The organism is Gammaproteobacteria bacterium, assembly GCA_034522055.1.
In the GTDB taxonomy this organism is placed as follows: Bacteria; Pseudomonadota; Gammaproteobacteria; order JAABTG01; family JAABTG01; genus JAABTG01.
In genome coordinates this window covers 310,822-326,186 of record JAXHLS010000006.1, presented here as the reverse complement: position 1 = coordinate 326,186, position 15,365 = coordinate 310,822, and the positions used below count along the sequence as shown (strand labels likewise).

Genomic DNA, 15,365 nt, shown 5'->3' with positions numbered 1-15,365 from the left:
GTTCATTGTAACTTTTTTGTCCTATCCTGCCTGGAGCGACCCCGCCTGACAGGAAACTGAAGCATAAGATGTGCGGGCTTCAGCTTCGCGTCAGTCTGGCATGCGACAAAGGGCACCATCGCAAACGAAGGAGTCTTCCCATGCCACGTATTCTTACCCCCGCAATCCTTGCCGTTTCGTTCTTCAGAGTGGACGCAGCCTTCGCCGATGACGACTGCCACAGCCCGATGTCGCAATGGCAGCCGCAGGACGCCGTCGTGCAGCACGCGGCCAAGCTCGGCATTCAAGTCAGTCGACTGAAGATCGACGATGGCTGCTACGAGATCAAGGGACACGACAGCGACCGCAACAAGGTTGAACTGAAGCTTGACCCGGCGAGTCTCGCCTTGAGGGAACTCGAGGTGGAGTTCCGCCCCGGCTCCGACCCATCCCGTTACCTGAAAGGTGCTAAGACCCCCGCGTCGCTGCAGCACAAGGCCTCACCGGGTCATCCGCTAAGCGAACAGGACTCAACCCCGGAAGTCGAGATGAAGTGATGCGCCACGTGCAACGGAGCAATCGCGCCTGCCGACAACTGCTGTCTTCGCTTGCTGCGTTGCATGGCTTTTATCCTGAGTCCGTGACACGGCGGTGCCAATACCGCACAACAGGCTTGACCAGCGAGCAAAGGGGAAACCATGTCAAATCAAAACCGCTACTCTCCAATATCCACAATTAATCATTGGGTTACCGCACTTCTCGTCGTTGTGATGCTCGCGCTGGGCTATGCAACGGCAGCGGCGCCATCAGAGACAATCGAAGATTATGTCCTGGGCGTTCATATTTCTCTGGGTTTCTTTGTGTTTCTCTTCATAGCTTGGCGCGTGATATTCAGACTGTGGGAGGGTTTCCCTGAGAATATAGGGAAAAGCGCGCTGGAACGCCGGGCTGCCTATATAGCTCACAGGGCGATATTGATTCTCATAGCGCTTCAAGTGGTTACGGGCCCGATGTATCTGTTCACCGAAAATGAATGCCTAAATGTTTTTGGGTGGTTTTCCGTTTGTCTGCCGCTGGAGAGTTTATCGATCATCCATGAGCCCATGGAATGGCTTCATGTGAATATCGGTATATATCTACTCCCGGCTTTGCTGGCGCTGCATTTCATTGGCGCCATTCGACACTATGCGGAAGGCGGGAACCGGAAAACGCCGGCCAATATGTAGAGGATTGGTTGGATCCGCCGCGGGCCGATGGCGGGGCGCCGCTTATCCGCGGTCCTCCCAGCGGGCCGCCGCGCTGTCGTCGCTGTCCCTGGCCTCCACCCAGCGGGCGCCCTGCGCGGTCTCTTCTTTTTTCCAGAAGGGAGCGCGGGTCTTGAGGTAATCCATGATGAATTCGCAGGCCGCGAAGGCATCCCCGCGGTGGGCGCTCGCCACCGCCACCATGACGATGCGATCGGCCGGCTCCAGCCGCCCCACCCGGTGGATCACCGTGACGTCCTGCAGATCCCAACGCGCCTCCGCCTCGGCCACGATGGCCTCCAGGGACTGTTCCGTCATGCCGGGATAGTGTTCCAGGGTCATGGCGTTGACGGCGCCCGTACCACTCATATCCCGCACCAGCCCCACGAAGGTGACGATGGCCCCCATGTCCGGGCGTCCGTTCCCGAGGTCGTGGATCACGTGGCCGGGATCGAAGTCTTCGGTCTGTACCCGTACCTGCACCGCCTCAGCCTCCGGTCACGCGGGGAAAGAAGGCCACCTCATCGGCCGCGGAGACGGGCGTGTCGGGGCGGGCCATCACCTGGTTGACGGCACACTGCACCCGGTTGCCCGCGGCGAAGGCGCCGCTCCAGGGCTCGCCCCGCGCCGCCAGCCACGCCACCAGATCGCCCACGTTGCGCACGTGGGCCGCGGGCTCCAACTCCTCGGATTCCGTGCCCACGGCCTCCCGCAGGCTGGCGAAGTACAGCACCTTCATGACGACGACGCCTGCCAGTGGCCGCTGCGCCCACCCATCTTCTCCAGCAGGTGGACGCCCTCGATGATCATGCCGCGGTCCACCGCCTTGCACATGTCATAGACCGTGAGGGCGGCCACCGAGGCCGCGGTGAGGGCCTCCATCTCCACCCCCGTCTTGCCCGTGACCCGGCAGGTGGCGCGGATGTGCACGGTGGCCGCCGGGACATCGGCGGACAACTCCACCTCCACGCTGTTGATCATCAGGGGATGGCACAGGGGGATGAGGGTCGAGGTCTGCTTGGCCGCCTGGATCCCGGCGATGCGGGCCACCGCGAAGACATCGCCCTTGTGGTGGCCTCCTTCCAGAATCAACGCCAGGGTGGCGGGTTGCATACGCACGGCGGCGGCGGCAGTGGCCACCCGCACGGTGTCATCCTTGGCGGATACGTCCACCATGCGGGCACGGCCCTCGGGGTCGACGTGGGATAGCTCGCTCATGGCAACATGGGTCTCCGGGGACAGTGGGACTGGCTGGCCCCCTTTTTACCACGGTCGCCACGGGCACATCTACGCAGGCCGCGCTTGTCGCGCGGTTCAGGGCCCCCATCCATCCTGGAAGCGGCGGTCATCCCGGCCCCGGGGACGCCCCTGCAGTGTGGCGCCCGTACCCCAGTCGTCCCCGGCGGCTACAACAAGGCTCGCCGGGGACGGCCGGCGAAGATGTGCCTGCCGGGGCGCCCGGGTCACACCAGGGGAGCGGCCTTTATCCCGTAGATGTCACGAAGATCATCGATCATCTGCCGTTCGTCCCCCTTCCATATGCCTTCGTTGCCGATGTAGATATCCGCAAGCGCGCTGCGTCCGGCGACCCGGCGTACGAAATTGAGAATGGTATCGGCGACCAGCAGGGGCTGGTCCGTGTGGGCAAAGTGTCCGGCACGGGCGATATAGGCGATCTGCACGTCATCGGAACCCAGCACGTGGGCGAAGCGCTGGGTCTGAGCCGCCGGCATCATGTTATCGAACTCGCCCCAGGCGATGAGGGCCGGTACCGTGATGTTGCCGTAATCGACGCCGTTGGGATTGCGGCCGGCATCATAGGGGAGAAGCAGGGCCGGGCTCAGGATCGCCGCCCGATCGGCAAGCACGCGCATATTGTGCACGTTCTGGCGCAGGGTGACGGACTTGGCCACGTCTGTTAACCCGTCGCCCGCGCCGTTGCGATGGTAGTCCACCTCGACATAAGGAAACGTCAGTAACCGAACCTTGTACTGGTTATAGACGGCGGGGTTCCAGACCATGGTCTTGAGGATCTGCACCAGAGTCTGATCGAAGGCCCCGAAGAGCTGGGCGAACATGGCGTCGCCCTCCGGGTTATTGGGGATCTGAGAGGCCCGGCCAATGGCCTGGATCTCGTTGACCGGGTAACCATCGAAGGTGATGGCGTCGAGTTGGATCAGCGCCTCAAGCCGATCGTTGTGCCTGGCCGCATAATGTGAGGCGATGCCGCTGCCCCAGTCATCCGCGATGAGGATGAACTTGCGCCCCGGATACTCATGCTGCATCAGCTTCTCGACATAATCCACGTCGTTGTTCCAGTGCCAGCGTTCGTTGGGCTCGACATTGTCCTGGTCGTCCCTACGCCCGTACATGCGCGGCTGGGTACTCTCACCCATGCCCAGCATGTCGATGGCGATGGTCTCGCAGAACCGGCCCACGAAGCGTTGCACCTCCTCCCATTGTCCGCGGTTGCACGGTACGCCGTGGATGAACAGACACAAGGGACCCGCATCCCCGACCTTGGTCCAGGCAATATCGAATTCGTCCGTCCACTCGGTCTTCGGATCATCGGGCCAACCGGTCTGCACCAGGCCGGAAAAAGGGGCCTTGTATCGGTACGTGCCGTATTGGGTCTCGCCCCCACCGCGATAGATATTGAGGTCCACATCGTTGCCGGCCGCCCTCACGGGAGCATGGCTGAGGGCGCCATAGAAATCGCCGTCTACAATTCTGGTATTCATATGTATCCTCCTGGGTGGTTTTCATCGTTTTACGTCCACGGGCCACTGACTGTCGCCGCCCGCGGGAACGCGGTGGCGGGGGCTCATGTGGATTCACGCGTTTCGATCACCTATCGTCGCGACGACCTGGCCATGGGTAGACACGAAGTACGGAACGAGATAGGTGAGGACGATCTGCATCGCTTTCTCGATATCCACGACTGCGCCCAACGCCACGTCATAATGGTTGATGAGGTTCAGCAGGGTCCCCACAACCAGGGCCACCAGCACGGCGCGGCGGCAAATCTGAATACGGCAACCGATGATAAGAAACTCCTTCATGGATGACATAAATCCATTTTGTGAGCATTAATGATGAACAAAGCGTAGTATTGATAACTATCCTGATCAAGTTATCATGCTGTGCATGGCAATCTGCCGGGCCTCACCGGCCACCACCGGCGGTTCCGAGCAAGCGCGGAGTCGGTACCAAAGGGCCTCGGGACGCCAGCGAGGATGGCTCCGGGCCGATGTTTGCATCACGTGTGGAGATGGGGCGGCACTCGCTCGCACTCAGACCATGGAGATGAACGCCTTGGAATCGAGCGACCCATTATTGAATATCAAGCAGGCTGCAGCCTTGCTGAACGTCAGTGAGGTCTCCCTCCGGCGCTGGACCGACTCAGGGCGCCTCAAGTGCTCGCGTGTAGGCCGTCGCCGTGAACGAAGATTCCGCCGCGAGGATCTGCAGGCCTTCGTAGAAGACAGGGATACCCCCGCAGCCCTGAACGGCCGCGTGTCAGACCAGCCTCTGCCCTCGGCACACATCACCCTGGAAGGCATCTCCATCGAATACGGCAGCCATCTGTGTACGTTCTACGAAAGCGAACTCGGCCGCCTCAAGCTGAGCGTGCCTTTTTTGGCCGACGGTCTGCATAGCGGAGACATCTGCTACCTCGTGGCCACGGCACCAACGCGAGATGCGATCCTCGAAAACCTGCAAGAAGTCTATCCCGACCTGGAGCGAGCCGTGGGAAGCGGACAGCTGGTGGTGAGCGATGGTATGGGGAGCGCGCAGGAGATGCTGGACTATTTCGAATACAGCTTCGTCATGGCCCTGCGTGATGGTGGTCAGGCCTTGCGGGTCCTCGGCGATATGGCCTGGTTCCTGGACCAGGGCCTGGACCTTGGCGAACTGATGGCGTTCGAAACCCGATTCAACTGTTCACTGGCGCACCGGTTCCCCGTCGTGAGCCTGTGTCAATACGATGTCCGCCTGTTCTCGGGCAGCGGGGTGCTGAATGCCCTCAAGTGTCATGAGGATACCTTTCAATATCCCTTGTCCCGTTTCCTGGGGATTTGAAACTGCCTAAAACCTTTTATTAACCACGAAAGACGCGAAATAACGCGAAAGATACAACCAAACTTCTCCCTGGGTATAGCGGGCGCCTGACCGTGGGGGGATCGCCGGAAAACGCTGAACGATTCGGCGTTTCGCTAGTGGCGTCCCCCCGGCAGATGGGACGCATCCAGGAACTTGTCGAAGAAAATGGATTCCTTGCCAAGCCCCTGCTCCCCCAAAGTGGCTATGGCGGCGTCCACCATTGGGGGTGGGCCGCAGAGATAGGCATGGCACGCCTTCACATCGGGGACCGCCTCCGCCACGAATTCGGTGACCAGCCCGCGCCGCCCCCGCCAGTCGCTGTCATCAGGCTCTTCAGACAGCACCGGGATGAATTCGAAGTTCCCCTTGCCCTGCTCCTCGAACGCCTTCATCTCATCCAGACAATACAGATCCTTCTGGGTACGCGCCCCGAACAGGAACACCGTCTTGCGCTTGAACCCCTCGGCGGCCAGTTGCTCCAGCAGCGCCTTGATGGGTGCCAGGCCGCTGCCCCCGGCGATGCACACGATGGGCGCCTCGGACTCCCGCAGGAAGAAGGTCCCATAGGGCCCGCTCACTTGCACCCGCTGGCCCTGACGGTCCTGCTCGTGCAGCCAGGTGGTCATCTCGCCGCCGGGTACCAGGCGCACGAAGAACGAGACATGCCGGACCTCGCCGCCGTCGGGAGCTTCGGCGAAAGAGTAGTTGCGGGGCTTGTCTATGGATCCCGGTACCGCAATGTCGGCGTAATGTCCCGCCATGTAGAGCGGCAGGGGTTCGTCGAGCTGCACGCCGATCTCCACGATGTCATGGGTAAGCGGTTTGTACGTGTCGATGACGCCGGGGACCACCTTGATGGGTTGCTGCACATGGTCCGTATCCAGTTGGACCTCCACCTCCACGTCACTGCGCAGGGCCGTCTGGCACGCCAGGATCATACCGGCGTCCAGTTCGTCCTTATCCAGCACGTAGCTGAAGTCGTTCAGCTCCTTGATCTTGCCGCTCAACAACTTCGTGCGGCAGGTGCCGCAGCTGCCAACGCGACAATCGTGGGGCCATGCCAGACCGGCCTCGAGCCCCGCCTTCAGGAGATTCTCGCCCTTCTTTACGGTGATGGTTTCACCGCTGGGGGACACCTTCGCATCGAATGGCCCTTTGGGGGCGAATAATCCAAAAAGCATAAGAAATCCTTGGGCTCTGGGGGCGGTCGACACGTCTGCGTGACCAATGAGTTCGGGACTAAAGATAGACCACTTCGGGCTTCAGTGAGTACAGGATGCACAATACCTCATCCCGCTCCCGCTGGCCCACGTTGTTCTTGTCGAGGGCCGCGAGCACATCATCGCATACCGCAACGAACTCCGTATCGTTGATGTTCATGCCCTTGTGGGCGGCGATCATATCCTTGCCCGTGTAGGATTCCGGCCCACCGAATCCGGCACAACACATCTCCGTCACCAGGCGCTTGACCTCGTTCGGATCGCTCGCGGCATAACGTTTGTTTATCAGGGGATTTTTGATGTGGTTATTCCATATATCCTCGACGATGGCTTCGATGCCGGGGCGCCGGCCCAAACGTTCGTAAAGGCTGGCCGACTCTGCGGCCTGATGGTGAGTCACTGCCTCACTCGTTGCGCTCATACTTGTTCTCCAGTTATCCGTCTTCTTCAGGGTAGAGGAAGTCTGAGGCCGTTCAGCGACGGCCGCAGACTCCTTTTTTCCGCTCGCTATTAGTTACATCGCGTAGCTCACCGTCAGGTTACGACCATCCACCTCCTTCGGATCGACCTCATAGCCCACCTTCCTGTTTATCTCTTCCGCGATCTTGCGCTCGGCGGGGCTGGCGAAGTCACGATCCCAGATGGCCAGTTTGCGCTTCATGACGTAGTGCCACAGGGGCGGCACCAGGGCCAGCACGAACTCCGCGTAATAGCCCATGCCCGTGTTGGGTGCCCCTTCAGGCGCGCCACCGACACTGGACAGCTCCCAGAAGTGGGTTTCACCGCGGTCATGATGATCGGCCTGGCGACCGATTTCGATGAATGCCCAGCTGGTGAAGGCATTGTCGTTATCCCAGGAGTGCCGGTACTCGATGGGCTCGTCCTTCACGCGGATGAGGCCGTAATGCTCCATGTAGTTGAGGGCCTCGAGTTCGAAGTTGGAGATGACCCACACGTACAGCATCACGCCGAGGCCCACCAGTAGACCCTCGGTGCCACCGCCCATATAACCGGCTCCGGCGAACAAGGCCACCGTCGGCAGGCTCATGAGGTAACCCCGAATCCAGCGGTTCGACGGCGAGAGGAAGCTCTTGCCCTGGCGGGTGAGACGCTTCTTCTCCGTCATGATGCCGAAGTAGGACTGGCCCACATAGGAGACGATGAAGTGCTTGTAGAGGCTGCGACCGCGCGGCGCGGTGGCCGGATCGGTATCGTCACCCATCTTGTTGCCTTCTGGCCCGAGCCACGCACGACCGAGTTCCAGATGATGGTTGTAGACGTGGGCGAAACAAAAGTGGGCGGCACCCGACAGGGCCATGATCCAGCGGGAGATCAGGAAGCCGATGCCCTTGGTATGGGACAGTTCGTGTCCAAAGATGATGCCCAACCCTTGGTGCAGGGCCACCGACAGGGTCGCGCCCATCAGTCCCAGCCCCGTAATCCCGTTGGTGTAGGCCACACTGTACTCGTTACCCAACACTGTGCCGGTAACTACCATAGGCTCCACGGGCACGCCGCTCACATACTGGAACACCCGCCATGCGAGGGCCAGCTGCAGCGAGATGAAAACGGGCAGCTGAAGATACATGATTAGGTTCAGTAGCGGCCCCCACCCGGCGGGACGCCCCTTGCGGTCCGTCGCCGCACCGCTGGTGTGGAAGATACCGGAGACGGTATCCATGACGATGTTGACGGCAAATATGCCGGCGCCGATCCAAACCCAGGGGCCTCCGAGGAGTACACCGGCCAAACAGGCCAGCAGGCCGATGGGCGTATACATATAGACCAAATGTCCGAAGATTAGCTTGCGCATTTTTACTGCTCCTCCTAGTGATATTGAAACATCTGTGGTGATTCCCGCATCGACACGATGCGGTTACCTACCTGTAGTCATTTATAAAGTTTGGAGGGCAGGTCCGAACAGCCGTAAAACTACTTATCGGGGCAGCGTGATCTACAGTAGGGTCTGATGGCCGCGACGCCAGGCGCGACGTTAGGGTCCCGGTAGGCGGGGGCGTTCAATCGTATGGGTTGCGGGCCTATCGTGGGCTCGGTGATAGTGGTAATCGTCTTACCGCCCCCGGAAGGCCAAGAACCCGTCGGGCTCTCTTCAGTGCTTATCCCGGTTATCGAGCCCGGCGTCGAGTACGATCTGCATGAGTTCACCAATGGTACGGGCGCCGAGCTTGCTCATGATCTTCGCGCGATAGCCCTCCACGGTTCTGACCGAGAGATCCATCTCATAGGCAATCAGCTTGTTGGGTTTGCCCAGGCCGAGGTGTTCCAGCACCTCCCATTCCCGCGGCGTGAGGCTCGCCAGATTGGCCCGGAGGGCCGCCTCTTCGTCCTGTTTATCCCATACCGCGGCGTAGCGGTCCAGGCCTGCCTGGATGGAATCCAGCAATTCCTGGTCGTTGAACGGTTTCTGGAGAAACTCGAAGGCACCGGCCTTCATGGCACGCACGGTAATGGGCACGTCACCGTGGCCCGTGATGATGATGACCGGCATATGGACACCCAGTCCCTGCAGCCGATCCTGCAACTCTAACCCGCTCATACCCGGCATCCGGATATCCAGCACCAGACAGCCGCGACAGTTCTCATCGCACTGGGCCAGAAATTCCTGGCCCGACGGATAAGGCCTGCCCATCAGGCCCACCTGCTCTACCAGCCAACAGATGGCATCCCGCACCGCCGCATTGTCATCCACTACATGCACGGTCGTGCGGCCACCGTTCGGCTTCCTAGGCATGTCCAGTGCCCGCCTCGACGGCCACGGGGAGTGTGAACCGGAACACCGCCCCGCCGGCTGAGTTCTCCGCCAGCCACATCTTGCCGCCATGGCTCTCGATGATGCTTTGACTGATACTCAGGCCGATACCCAACCCCTCGGGCTTGGATGTCACGAAGGGGTCGAACAGGCGCTCGGTCGTGCCCGCCGGGCAGCCGGGACCGGTATCCCTGAACTCCACCGTCACGAATCCGGCCGGGTCTTCAAAGGCGGCCAGGAAGATCCGCCGTTCGCCTGCATCGAGATGGGCGAGGGCATCGAAGGCGTTGCGCACGAGGTTGAGCAGCACCTGCTCCACCTGGATGCTGTCGGCATACACGGGAGGCAGGTCGGCCGGCAAATCCACATGGGTGTCCATCATCTTCTGTCGCGCCTCGGCGCTCACGAAGTCCAGTACCTCCTCAATGATGGCCGCCATCCGCAGCGACTCCCGGTGCATCTCGCCCTTGCGGGCGAAGTCCCGCAGGTGGCGGAAAATTCCCCCGGCGAGTTCCGCCTGTTTCACCACCTGCTTGAGACCGTAGCGCACCCGCTCCGGCTCACAGTCACCGCGCTGAAGGATCTGCAGGCAACCCTGGGCATAGGTGGTTATGGCACACAAGGGCTGATTCAACTCGTGGGCCAACCCGGAGGTCATCTCCCCGAGGGTGCTCAAACGCGCCACATGGGTGAGTTCCGCCTGCCGCGCCCGAGCCTTCTCCTCGGCTTCCAGCAGGGCGGTGATATCCCGGCCGGTGGATATGAAGTGGGTGATCTCGCCATTGCGGTCCTTGAGCGGACTGATGGTCTTCTGTTCGTAATAGAGGGTACCGTCTTTCTTCCGGTTGGTGAGGGTACCCCGATACACCTCCCCCTTATTGATGGTATCGTTCAAATCGTTGTAGAACACGGCGTTATGGAAGCCGGAACGCAGGAAATGGGTCTTGCGCCCCAGCACCTCCTGCTGCGCGTATCCCGTCAGCCGCTCGAACGCCGGATTGACGTACTCGATGTAGCGGTTACGGTCGGTGATGGTGACGATATCGGCCGTCTGCTCCAGCGCCCCCGACAGCTTGCGCATGCGCGCATCTGCGCGCTCCCGCTGGAGTTCGCTCGCCACCCAGCGGGACATGAGCTTCAACAGTTCGTTGTCGGCGGAGGTGAATGGCCTGTTGCGGGGACTCTCGCCGAGGAAACACAGCGTGCCATTGACACCCTCGTCGACCTGCACCACGGTGCCGATATAGGCCTCGAGGCCCGCACCACGATGGGCCGGGTGGTCGGCCCATTCCGGCTCTTCCCCCGCATTGGCGATGGCCAGCGGCTCCGGCGCCACGATGGATTTTCCGCAGTAGGTCTGATCTATCGGATACCGTGCGCCCGCCGGATACCGATTCTCTCCACCGACGGAACGCAACACATCGAGGTAGGAACCGTCGATGCGCGACAGTACGCCTACGGGTAACCTGAACTGCTCACAGCCGAGGCATAATACTTCGTCCAGTTTCTCCTCCAAGGAAAGGGATTCGGAGGAAATGATGCCGTGAAATTTGCGCAAAACCGTAACGTGGCGGCCCATGTCCTCCTCGGCCTCCACTCGCGAAGTGACATCCTGGAGGATCAACATGAAACCCCGCTGCCCCGTGCGATAGGCCAGCGGCGCGATGGTCACCTCGATATACGATGCCTCACCGGCGAGAGAATGAATCTCGAGCACGGCACGGCCCTGATACTTGTCATCCGCCGCGCATCGTTCCTGCAGCGTGACCAGGCGCTCGCGCTCCGCCGCCGCGAAGAAGGCGCCCAAGGGCTGGCCGAGCACCGGACGTTCCGTACTCGTCAGCAGTTCCTGAGCCCGGCGGTTCAGGGTGGTGATGGTACCCTCGAGATCCACGGTCACCACGCCCACGGGGGCATAATCGAGCAACCGGTCCAGGTAGTGGGTCGCCTCGGGCTTCTGGAGGGGGAACTTCTCCAATCGGATCTGTGCATTGGAGAGGGTATCGCGATACCGTAACCGTTGGCGGCGACGAATGACGGCATCACGCAGGGCGGCGGGCAGGATGTCCATGTCGTCGGTGGGCCACACGGCCACCTCATTGCCGAGGAAGGGACTGAACAGCAGGGTACGCTTGAGTTCCTCGCTGACGGCCGGCGCGGCCAGGATAAGCACCGGGATCAGCTTGTCGTAGGTGTTGATGCGCTGGGCCGCCCGCACGGCGTCCTCGGCCCCCATGCCCAACACCACGGCATCAACCAGCATGTCCCCGCTTTCCAGCTGCTGGAACAGCTCTTCCAGATCATCCATGAAATCCACGACGAGGTCGTCGGGAAACATGCGGTCGATCTTTTCCAGCAATCGCGGATCGACCCCGACAATGCTTGCGCAGCCCACCACCTCCTGATTGTCCGGGGCCAGCGATTTCACGGCAATTAATCGGAGAACAGGGGTTGGCCCAGCAATGCCCGGCCTATCCACACGCGAAGCACGTCGGTAGTAGGCGACATGAGATGGGCCGCCCGCGCATCTCGGAGCAGGCGATGCAGCCGCGAACCGTCTCGGTATCCGATACCCCCCATCAGAGTCATGGATTCGTTGACCAGTTGGACGGCGCAATCGGCCACCTCCGCCTTGGCCGCCATAACAGCCACCAGGGCATCGGGTTCGCCGGCATCGTAACGGCTGGCGGAGCGATAAACGAGGGCGCGCGTGCGCTCGACCATGCCGAAGAGGACGGCCAGCCGGTGCTGGAGCACGGTGGACTGGGCCAGATTGCCCCCGGTGTGGGCATGATAGCGCCGCATCATGTGCCGGCGCGCCTCCTCCAGCGCGGTGCTCGCCACCCCCAGGAAGGTACCGGCCATGGCCACCAGGAAATAGGGTGTGACCACGTTGAAGATATACCAGATCTGGTCACCTTCCTTCCCCAGCAGGTTGTTGCGGGAAATCCTGACCCCATCCAGTTCCATGGAACGCGATGAGTTGCCCCGCATCCCCAGGCCTTCCCACGGCGGTCCCCACTTGATACCCGCGGCGTCACCATCCACCACCACGCAGGAGAACTGGCCTACCGGTGCCTCGGGATCCGCGGCCACCGCGGAAACCACATAGGAGTCCGCCTGGCCCCCATTGGTGACGAAGGTCTTGCCGCCCCGCAACAGAAAATGCCCTTCGTCGACATATTCCAGGGCAGTCTTGGGAAAATAAAAGTGAGCGCCCGTACCCGACTCGCTCAGGGACAGGGTGGTGATATGCCGGCCCTCACAGATGTGAGCCAGGTAGCGGATCTGTTGATCCAGGGTGGCATTGGCCGCAATGACCGATGCCCCCACGCAATGCATGCCGAAACAGATGGCGGTGGAGGCGCACTCCCTGCCGAGGATCTCGCATACCTTGGTCAGTGTCAGCAGGCCCTGTCCCTTTCCACCATACTCGGGCGGCACCACCAGGCCACCGAGCCCCGCATGTTGCAATGCCCGTAGCCCCTCGGCGGGCCAGCGGGCCTGCTTGTCCGTTTCCTCACTGCCCGGTGCTACGATCTCCTTGGCGATTTCCTGCACACGAGACAGAATCGCGTTGGCATCCTCTTCCGTAGGACGATGCAGGGCTCGCCTCTTGAAGTCAGAAATGTATACCGTTTCCACCACTCAGGGGACCTTAGCATACGTTATGTTCAACCAGGGAACATGAACCATTAATTAATGATGGTCGATCAATGAAAACGTCCTTACCTTTTCTACGGGTTCCACGCGATTTGCGTGCGTTCCCACCAGACAGTTGCCTTGGACGTCACATCCCCATATGTGATATGCCTTGAAGTTGTGGAGGTCCTCGGGCAGTTGATCCCGGTGAGGCATTTCACGGGCCACCAGACGTTCCTTGGTGCCTTCCGTCTGGATCTGTTGACGAATACGTTGCAGCTCCTGTTCCAGATCATTCACGTGTTGTCCGTTCCAGCTACCCACGATGCGGCCGGCGTCGGTCGTTATTTCATCACTCATGATGATCCTTCCTCCTGCGCTCGAAATAGGTTGGCTCAGAAACGTTCCCGGACAAGACGCTGGATCTTCGGGGGAATTATCCAGTTCTGGCCTTGTTTCTGTTCTTGCACGGCCACCTCCAGATCGTCATGGCTGAAGTTGAAGCCCCGCTCGGCCGCCATATCCAGATACAGCGTCATGAAACTCTCTTTGCTGGGGGTGTCGCTCAACCGTTTGTAAAGCCCCTCATCGTCTTTCAACACTTCCCCGAATTCCCTCATGGGCTTCTCGAAGGGTCGCGCCTTCATATCTCTTTCAAGAGCGGATTTCAGCATTATTGTCTCCTCCACAGAGACCACGGGTTGGAATAATCGAATCGTACAGTTCGCAAAGCATGGCCCTTGGATGCCATCACTCGACGTAGGGTCTAGCCTAGCCGCCGCGTGGCTGAAGGCTAAGTGGAATGTGTACGGATAGACATGCGTATTACTACGCTCCCCTACGACGGCCGGGGGGAAGACCGACCGCCGAAGGACGCAGGGTATGCGGCAGTGACGGTCGCGCGGAGGATTACGCCGACCTACGCCCCACAAGCGCGACTGAGCACGGCCAGGAAAGGCTTTGCTCGATGTTTACTCGCGGGTTCCCGTCCTCGGGCGGGCCCGGGACGGCTGGCTCGTCAAGGCACCTCGGAAAGGGCCGGAGCCGTGGCCAAGGCCAGGAGCCCGTCCGCCAGATCGAGGATCTGTTCCTTCATGGCAATGCGGTCGATCCAGGGCCGTGGAATGCCGTCGATGCCGTACCAGGCCCCGGCGAGTTGGCCATAGACGGCGCCGGTGGTATCCGCGTCCTCGCCGAGGTTGACCGCCGCCAGGGCCCCGGACGCGAAATCGTCGGTGGTCCAGAAGGCCCACAACGCCGCCTCGAGGGTTTGAACCACGTAACCCGTTCCCCGAATATCCGGAGGCCGGCGGGTCTTGAAAGAGCCGGCCGCCACGGCATCCACGCGCGGCGCCAGCGGGTGATGGTCCCACAGCTCGGGCATGGGGCTGTAACGGGCGGCCAGCAAGCGCTCCTTGGGCACGCCCCGCAGCGCCCCCACCATGAGCCCGGCCAGGTAGCGACATGCGCTCACGGGCTCCGCAGCCGAATGAGTGGTGCGGGACATGACAGCGGCCAGCCGGATGGCCTCGTACGGGTCATGAGCGAAGGCCAGGGGCACGGGGGCCAGACGCATCAGGGACCCATTGCCGCCGAAACGGGGGGCGCGATCCCCCGCGAAGGGGTTGCCGCGGGACTCGAAACGGGCGAGGGCTGCGGCCACGGTATGGCCGATGTCGAAACAGCTTCCGGTGGCGCTCATATAGCCGTTACGATACCAGCGCACGTAGCGCTCCATCTGGTCCACCAGATCGAAGCCCTCACACTCCACCAGGCTCGCCGCCAGGCACAGGGCCATGGCGGTGTCATCGGTCCACTCGCCGGCCTCGAGGCCGAACGGTCCACCCCCCACCATGTCCGTTATGGGCGTGAAGGTACCCGGTGGCTCGAACTCCAGCGTGGTGCCCAGGGCATCCCCGGCGGCGAGGCCCAGCAAGGCGCCGCGGTAGCGCGCCCGACTGTCGGGGACGGCGTTCGCGGCGCCTGGCTGGGGAGAGGGTGGCTCTATCAATGGACCTCCTTGTGCGACCAAATCCCGGGAATGCCCGCTCAACGCTCCCGCGGCCCCGCGGCGCGCGGGTGACGAAATCGGATTGATAGGCAATGGTTCCTAATGGCGAAGGGACAGGGTCAGAACCCGGAGCCGGCCACCTGCCACGGGATCTCCATGGCCTTGCAAAATCAACTTAACACAATCCACTTTCCCTGACACTCTTAAGATTACAACGCGTTACGGATGCCTGCGTTGCCGATCATGGCGGCGAATAGCGCCCGAGAGGATCGATTAGTGCAGGCACTTCACCCGCGGAATAGCACAGAAAAGGAAAGAGCTCACGGGCCCACATTGCAAATGGCGGAGAGGGTGGGATTCGAACCCACGGACGGTCGCCCGTCGCCGGTTTTCAA

The 15,365-nt window shown here is 61.3% G+C and carries 17 protein-coding genes; 3 read left to right on the top strand and 14 right to left on the bottom strand.

Annotated elements, in window-relative coordinates; all coding sequences use genetic code 11:
* The first annotated feature begins 140 nt into the window (after nt 1-140).
* Together U5S82_20115 and U5S82_20110 are read left to right on the top strand one after the other, a co-directional pair.
* Nucleotides 141-536, top strand: coding sequence for a PepSY domain-containing protein (locus U5S82_20115; protein MDZ7753883.1), 396 nt, complete (start codon nt 141-143; stop codon nt 534-536).
* Nucleotides 537-677: 141 nt separating this feature from the next.
* Entirely contained in the window at nt 678-1,205 is a 528-nt protein-coding gene (locus U5S82_20110) for a cytochrome b/b6 domain-containing protein (GenBank protein ID MDZ7753882.1), read from the top strand.
* A 42-nt stretch (nt 1,206-1,247) separates the two neighbouring features.
* Here the strand turns inward: U5S82_20110 and moaE are convergent, their stop codons facing one another.
* From moaE to nrtS, 5 genes are all read right to left on the bottom strand, one after another.
* The gene (gene moaE, locus U5S82_20105) at nt 1,248-1,706 is read right to left on the bottom strand and encodes a molybdopterin synthase catalytic subunit MoaE (GenBank protein MDZ7753881.1); all 459 of its coding nucleotides are present in this window, start codon (nt 1,704-1,706) and stop codon (nt 1,248-1,250) included.
* A 4-nt stretch (nt 1,707-1,710) separates the two neighbouring features.
* Nucleotides 1,711-1,962 carry a molybdopterin converting factor subunit 1 gene (moaD, locus tag U5S82_20100; GenBank protein ID MDZ7753880.1) on the bottom strand — a complete coding sequence of 84 codons (252 nt, stop codon included), beginning with the start codon at nt 1,960-1,962 and terminating at the stop codon, nt 1,711-1,713.
* Nucleotides 1,959-2,441 carry a cyclic pyranopterin monophosphate synthase MoaC gene (gene moaC, locus U5S82_20095; protein ID MDZ7753879.1) on the bottom strand — a complete coding sequence of 161 codons (483 nt, stop codon included), beginning with the start codon at nt 2,439-2,441 and terminating at the stop codon, nt 1,959-1,961. The genes moaD and moaC overlap by 4 nt, the downstream gene beginning before the upstream one ends.
* 245 nt (nt 2,442-2,686) lie before the next feature.
* Nucleotides 2,687-3,964 carry an alpha/beta hydrolase gene (locus U5S82_20090; protein MDZ7753878.1) on the bottom strand — a complete coding sequence of 426 codons (1,278 nt, stop codon included), beginning with the start codon at nt 3,962-3,964 and terminating at the stop codon, nt 2,687-2,689.
* A 93-nt stretch (nt 3,965-4,057) separates the two neighbouring features.
* Nucleotides 4,058-4,285: a nitrate/nitrite transporter NrtS gene (nrtS, locus tag U5S82_20085; protein ID MDZ7753877.1), complete on the bottom strand. Its 228-nt coding sequence runs from the start codon at nt 4,283-4,285 to the stop codon at nt 4,058-4,060.
* A gap of 238 nt (nt 4,286-4,523) precedes the next feature.
* Between nrtS and U5S82_20080 the strand changes: the two genes are divergently transcribed.
* Nucleotides 4,524-5,306 (top strand): MEDS domain-containing protein, encoded by a 783-nt coding sequence (locus tag U5S82_20080; protein ID MDZ7753876.1) that lies wholly within the window; start codon nt 4,524-4,526, stop codon nt 5,304-5,306.
* 134 nt (nt 5,307-5,440) lie between these two features.
* Here the strand turns inward: U5S82_20080 and U5S82_20075 are convergent, their stop codons facing one another.
* The 9 genes from U5S82_20075 to U5S82_20035 all read right to left on the bottom strand — a co-directional run bounded on the left by U5S82_20075 (nt 5,441) and on the right by U5S82_20035 (nt 14,970).
* Nucleotides 5,441-6,463 carry a 2Fe-2S iron-sulfur cluster binding domain-containing protein gene (locus U5S82_20075; GenBank protein ID MDZ7753875.1) on the bottom strand — a complete coding sequence of 341 codons (1,023 nt, stop codon included), beginning with the start codon at nt 6,461-6,463 and terminating at the stop codon, nt 5,441-5,443.
* 103 nt (nt 6,464-6,566) lie between these two features.
* The gene (locus U5S82_20070) at nt 6,567-6,968 is read right to left on the bottom strand and encodes a group 1 truncated hemoglobin (GenBank protein MDZ7753874.1); all 402 of its coding nucleotides are present in this window, start codon (nt 6,966-6,968) and stop codon (nt 6,567-6,569) included.
* 93 nt (nt 6,969-7,061) lie between these two features.
* The gene (locus tag U5S82_20065) at nt 7,062-8,135 is read right to left on the bottom strand and encodes a fatty acid desaturase (GenBank protein MDZ7753873.1); all 1,074 of its coding nucleotides are present in this window, start codon (nt 8,133-8,135) and stop codon (nt 7,062-7,064) included.
* Between the two features lie 522 nt (nt 8,136-8,657).
* Nucleotides 8,658-9,299 carry a response regulator transcription factor gene (locus tag U5S82_20060; protein MDZ7753872.1) on the bottom strand — a complete coding sequence of 214 codons (642 nt, stop codon included), beginning with the start codon at nt 9,297-9,299 and terminating at the stop codon, nt 8,658-8,660.
* Entirely contained in the window at nt 9,292-11,745 is a 2,454-nt protein-coding gene (locus U5S82_20055) for a PAS domain S-box protein (protein ID MDZ7753871.1), read from the bottom strand. Before U5S82_20055 ends, U5S82_20060 begins: the two co-directional genes overlap by 8 nt.
* Before the next feature lie 5 nt (nt 11,746-11,750).
* A complete protein-coding gene (locus U5S82_20050) occupies nt 11,751-12,923 on the bottom strand; it encodes an acyl-CoA dehydrogenase family protein (GenBank protein MDZ7753870.1) in 1,173 nt (390 codons plus the stop codon).
* Nucleotides 12,924-13,016: 93 nt separating this feature from the next.
* Nucleotides 13,017-13,319 carry a hypothetical protein gene (locus tag U5S82_20045; GenBank protein MDZ7753869.1) on the bottom strand — a complete coding sequence of 101 codons (303 nt, stop codon included), beginning with the start codon at nt 13,317-13,319 and terminating at the stop codon, nt 13,017-13,019.
* 35 nt (nt 13,320-13,354) lie between these two features.
* Nucleotides 13,355-13,633 (bottom strand): hypothetical protein, encoded by a 279-nt coding sequence (locus tag U5S82_20040; GenBank protein ID MDZ7753868.1) that lies wholly within the window; start codon nt 13,631-13,633, stop codon nt 13,355-13,357.
* Between the two features lie 344 nt (nt 13,634-13,977).
* The gene (locus U5S82_20035; protein ID MDZ7753867.1) at nt 13,978-14,970 is read right to left on the bottom strand and encodes an ADP-ribosylglycohydrolase family protein; all 993 of its coding nucleotides are present in this window, start codon (nt 14,968-14,970) and stop codon (nt 13,978-13,980) included.
* Nucleotides 14,971-15,365: the final 395 nt, after the last annotated feature.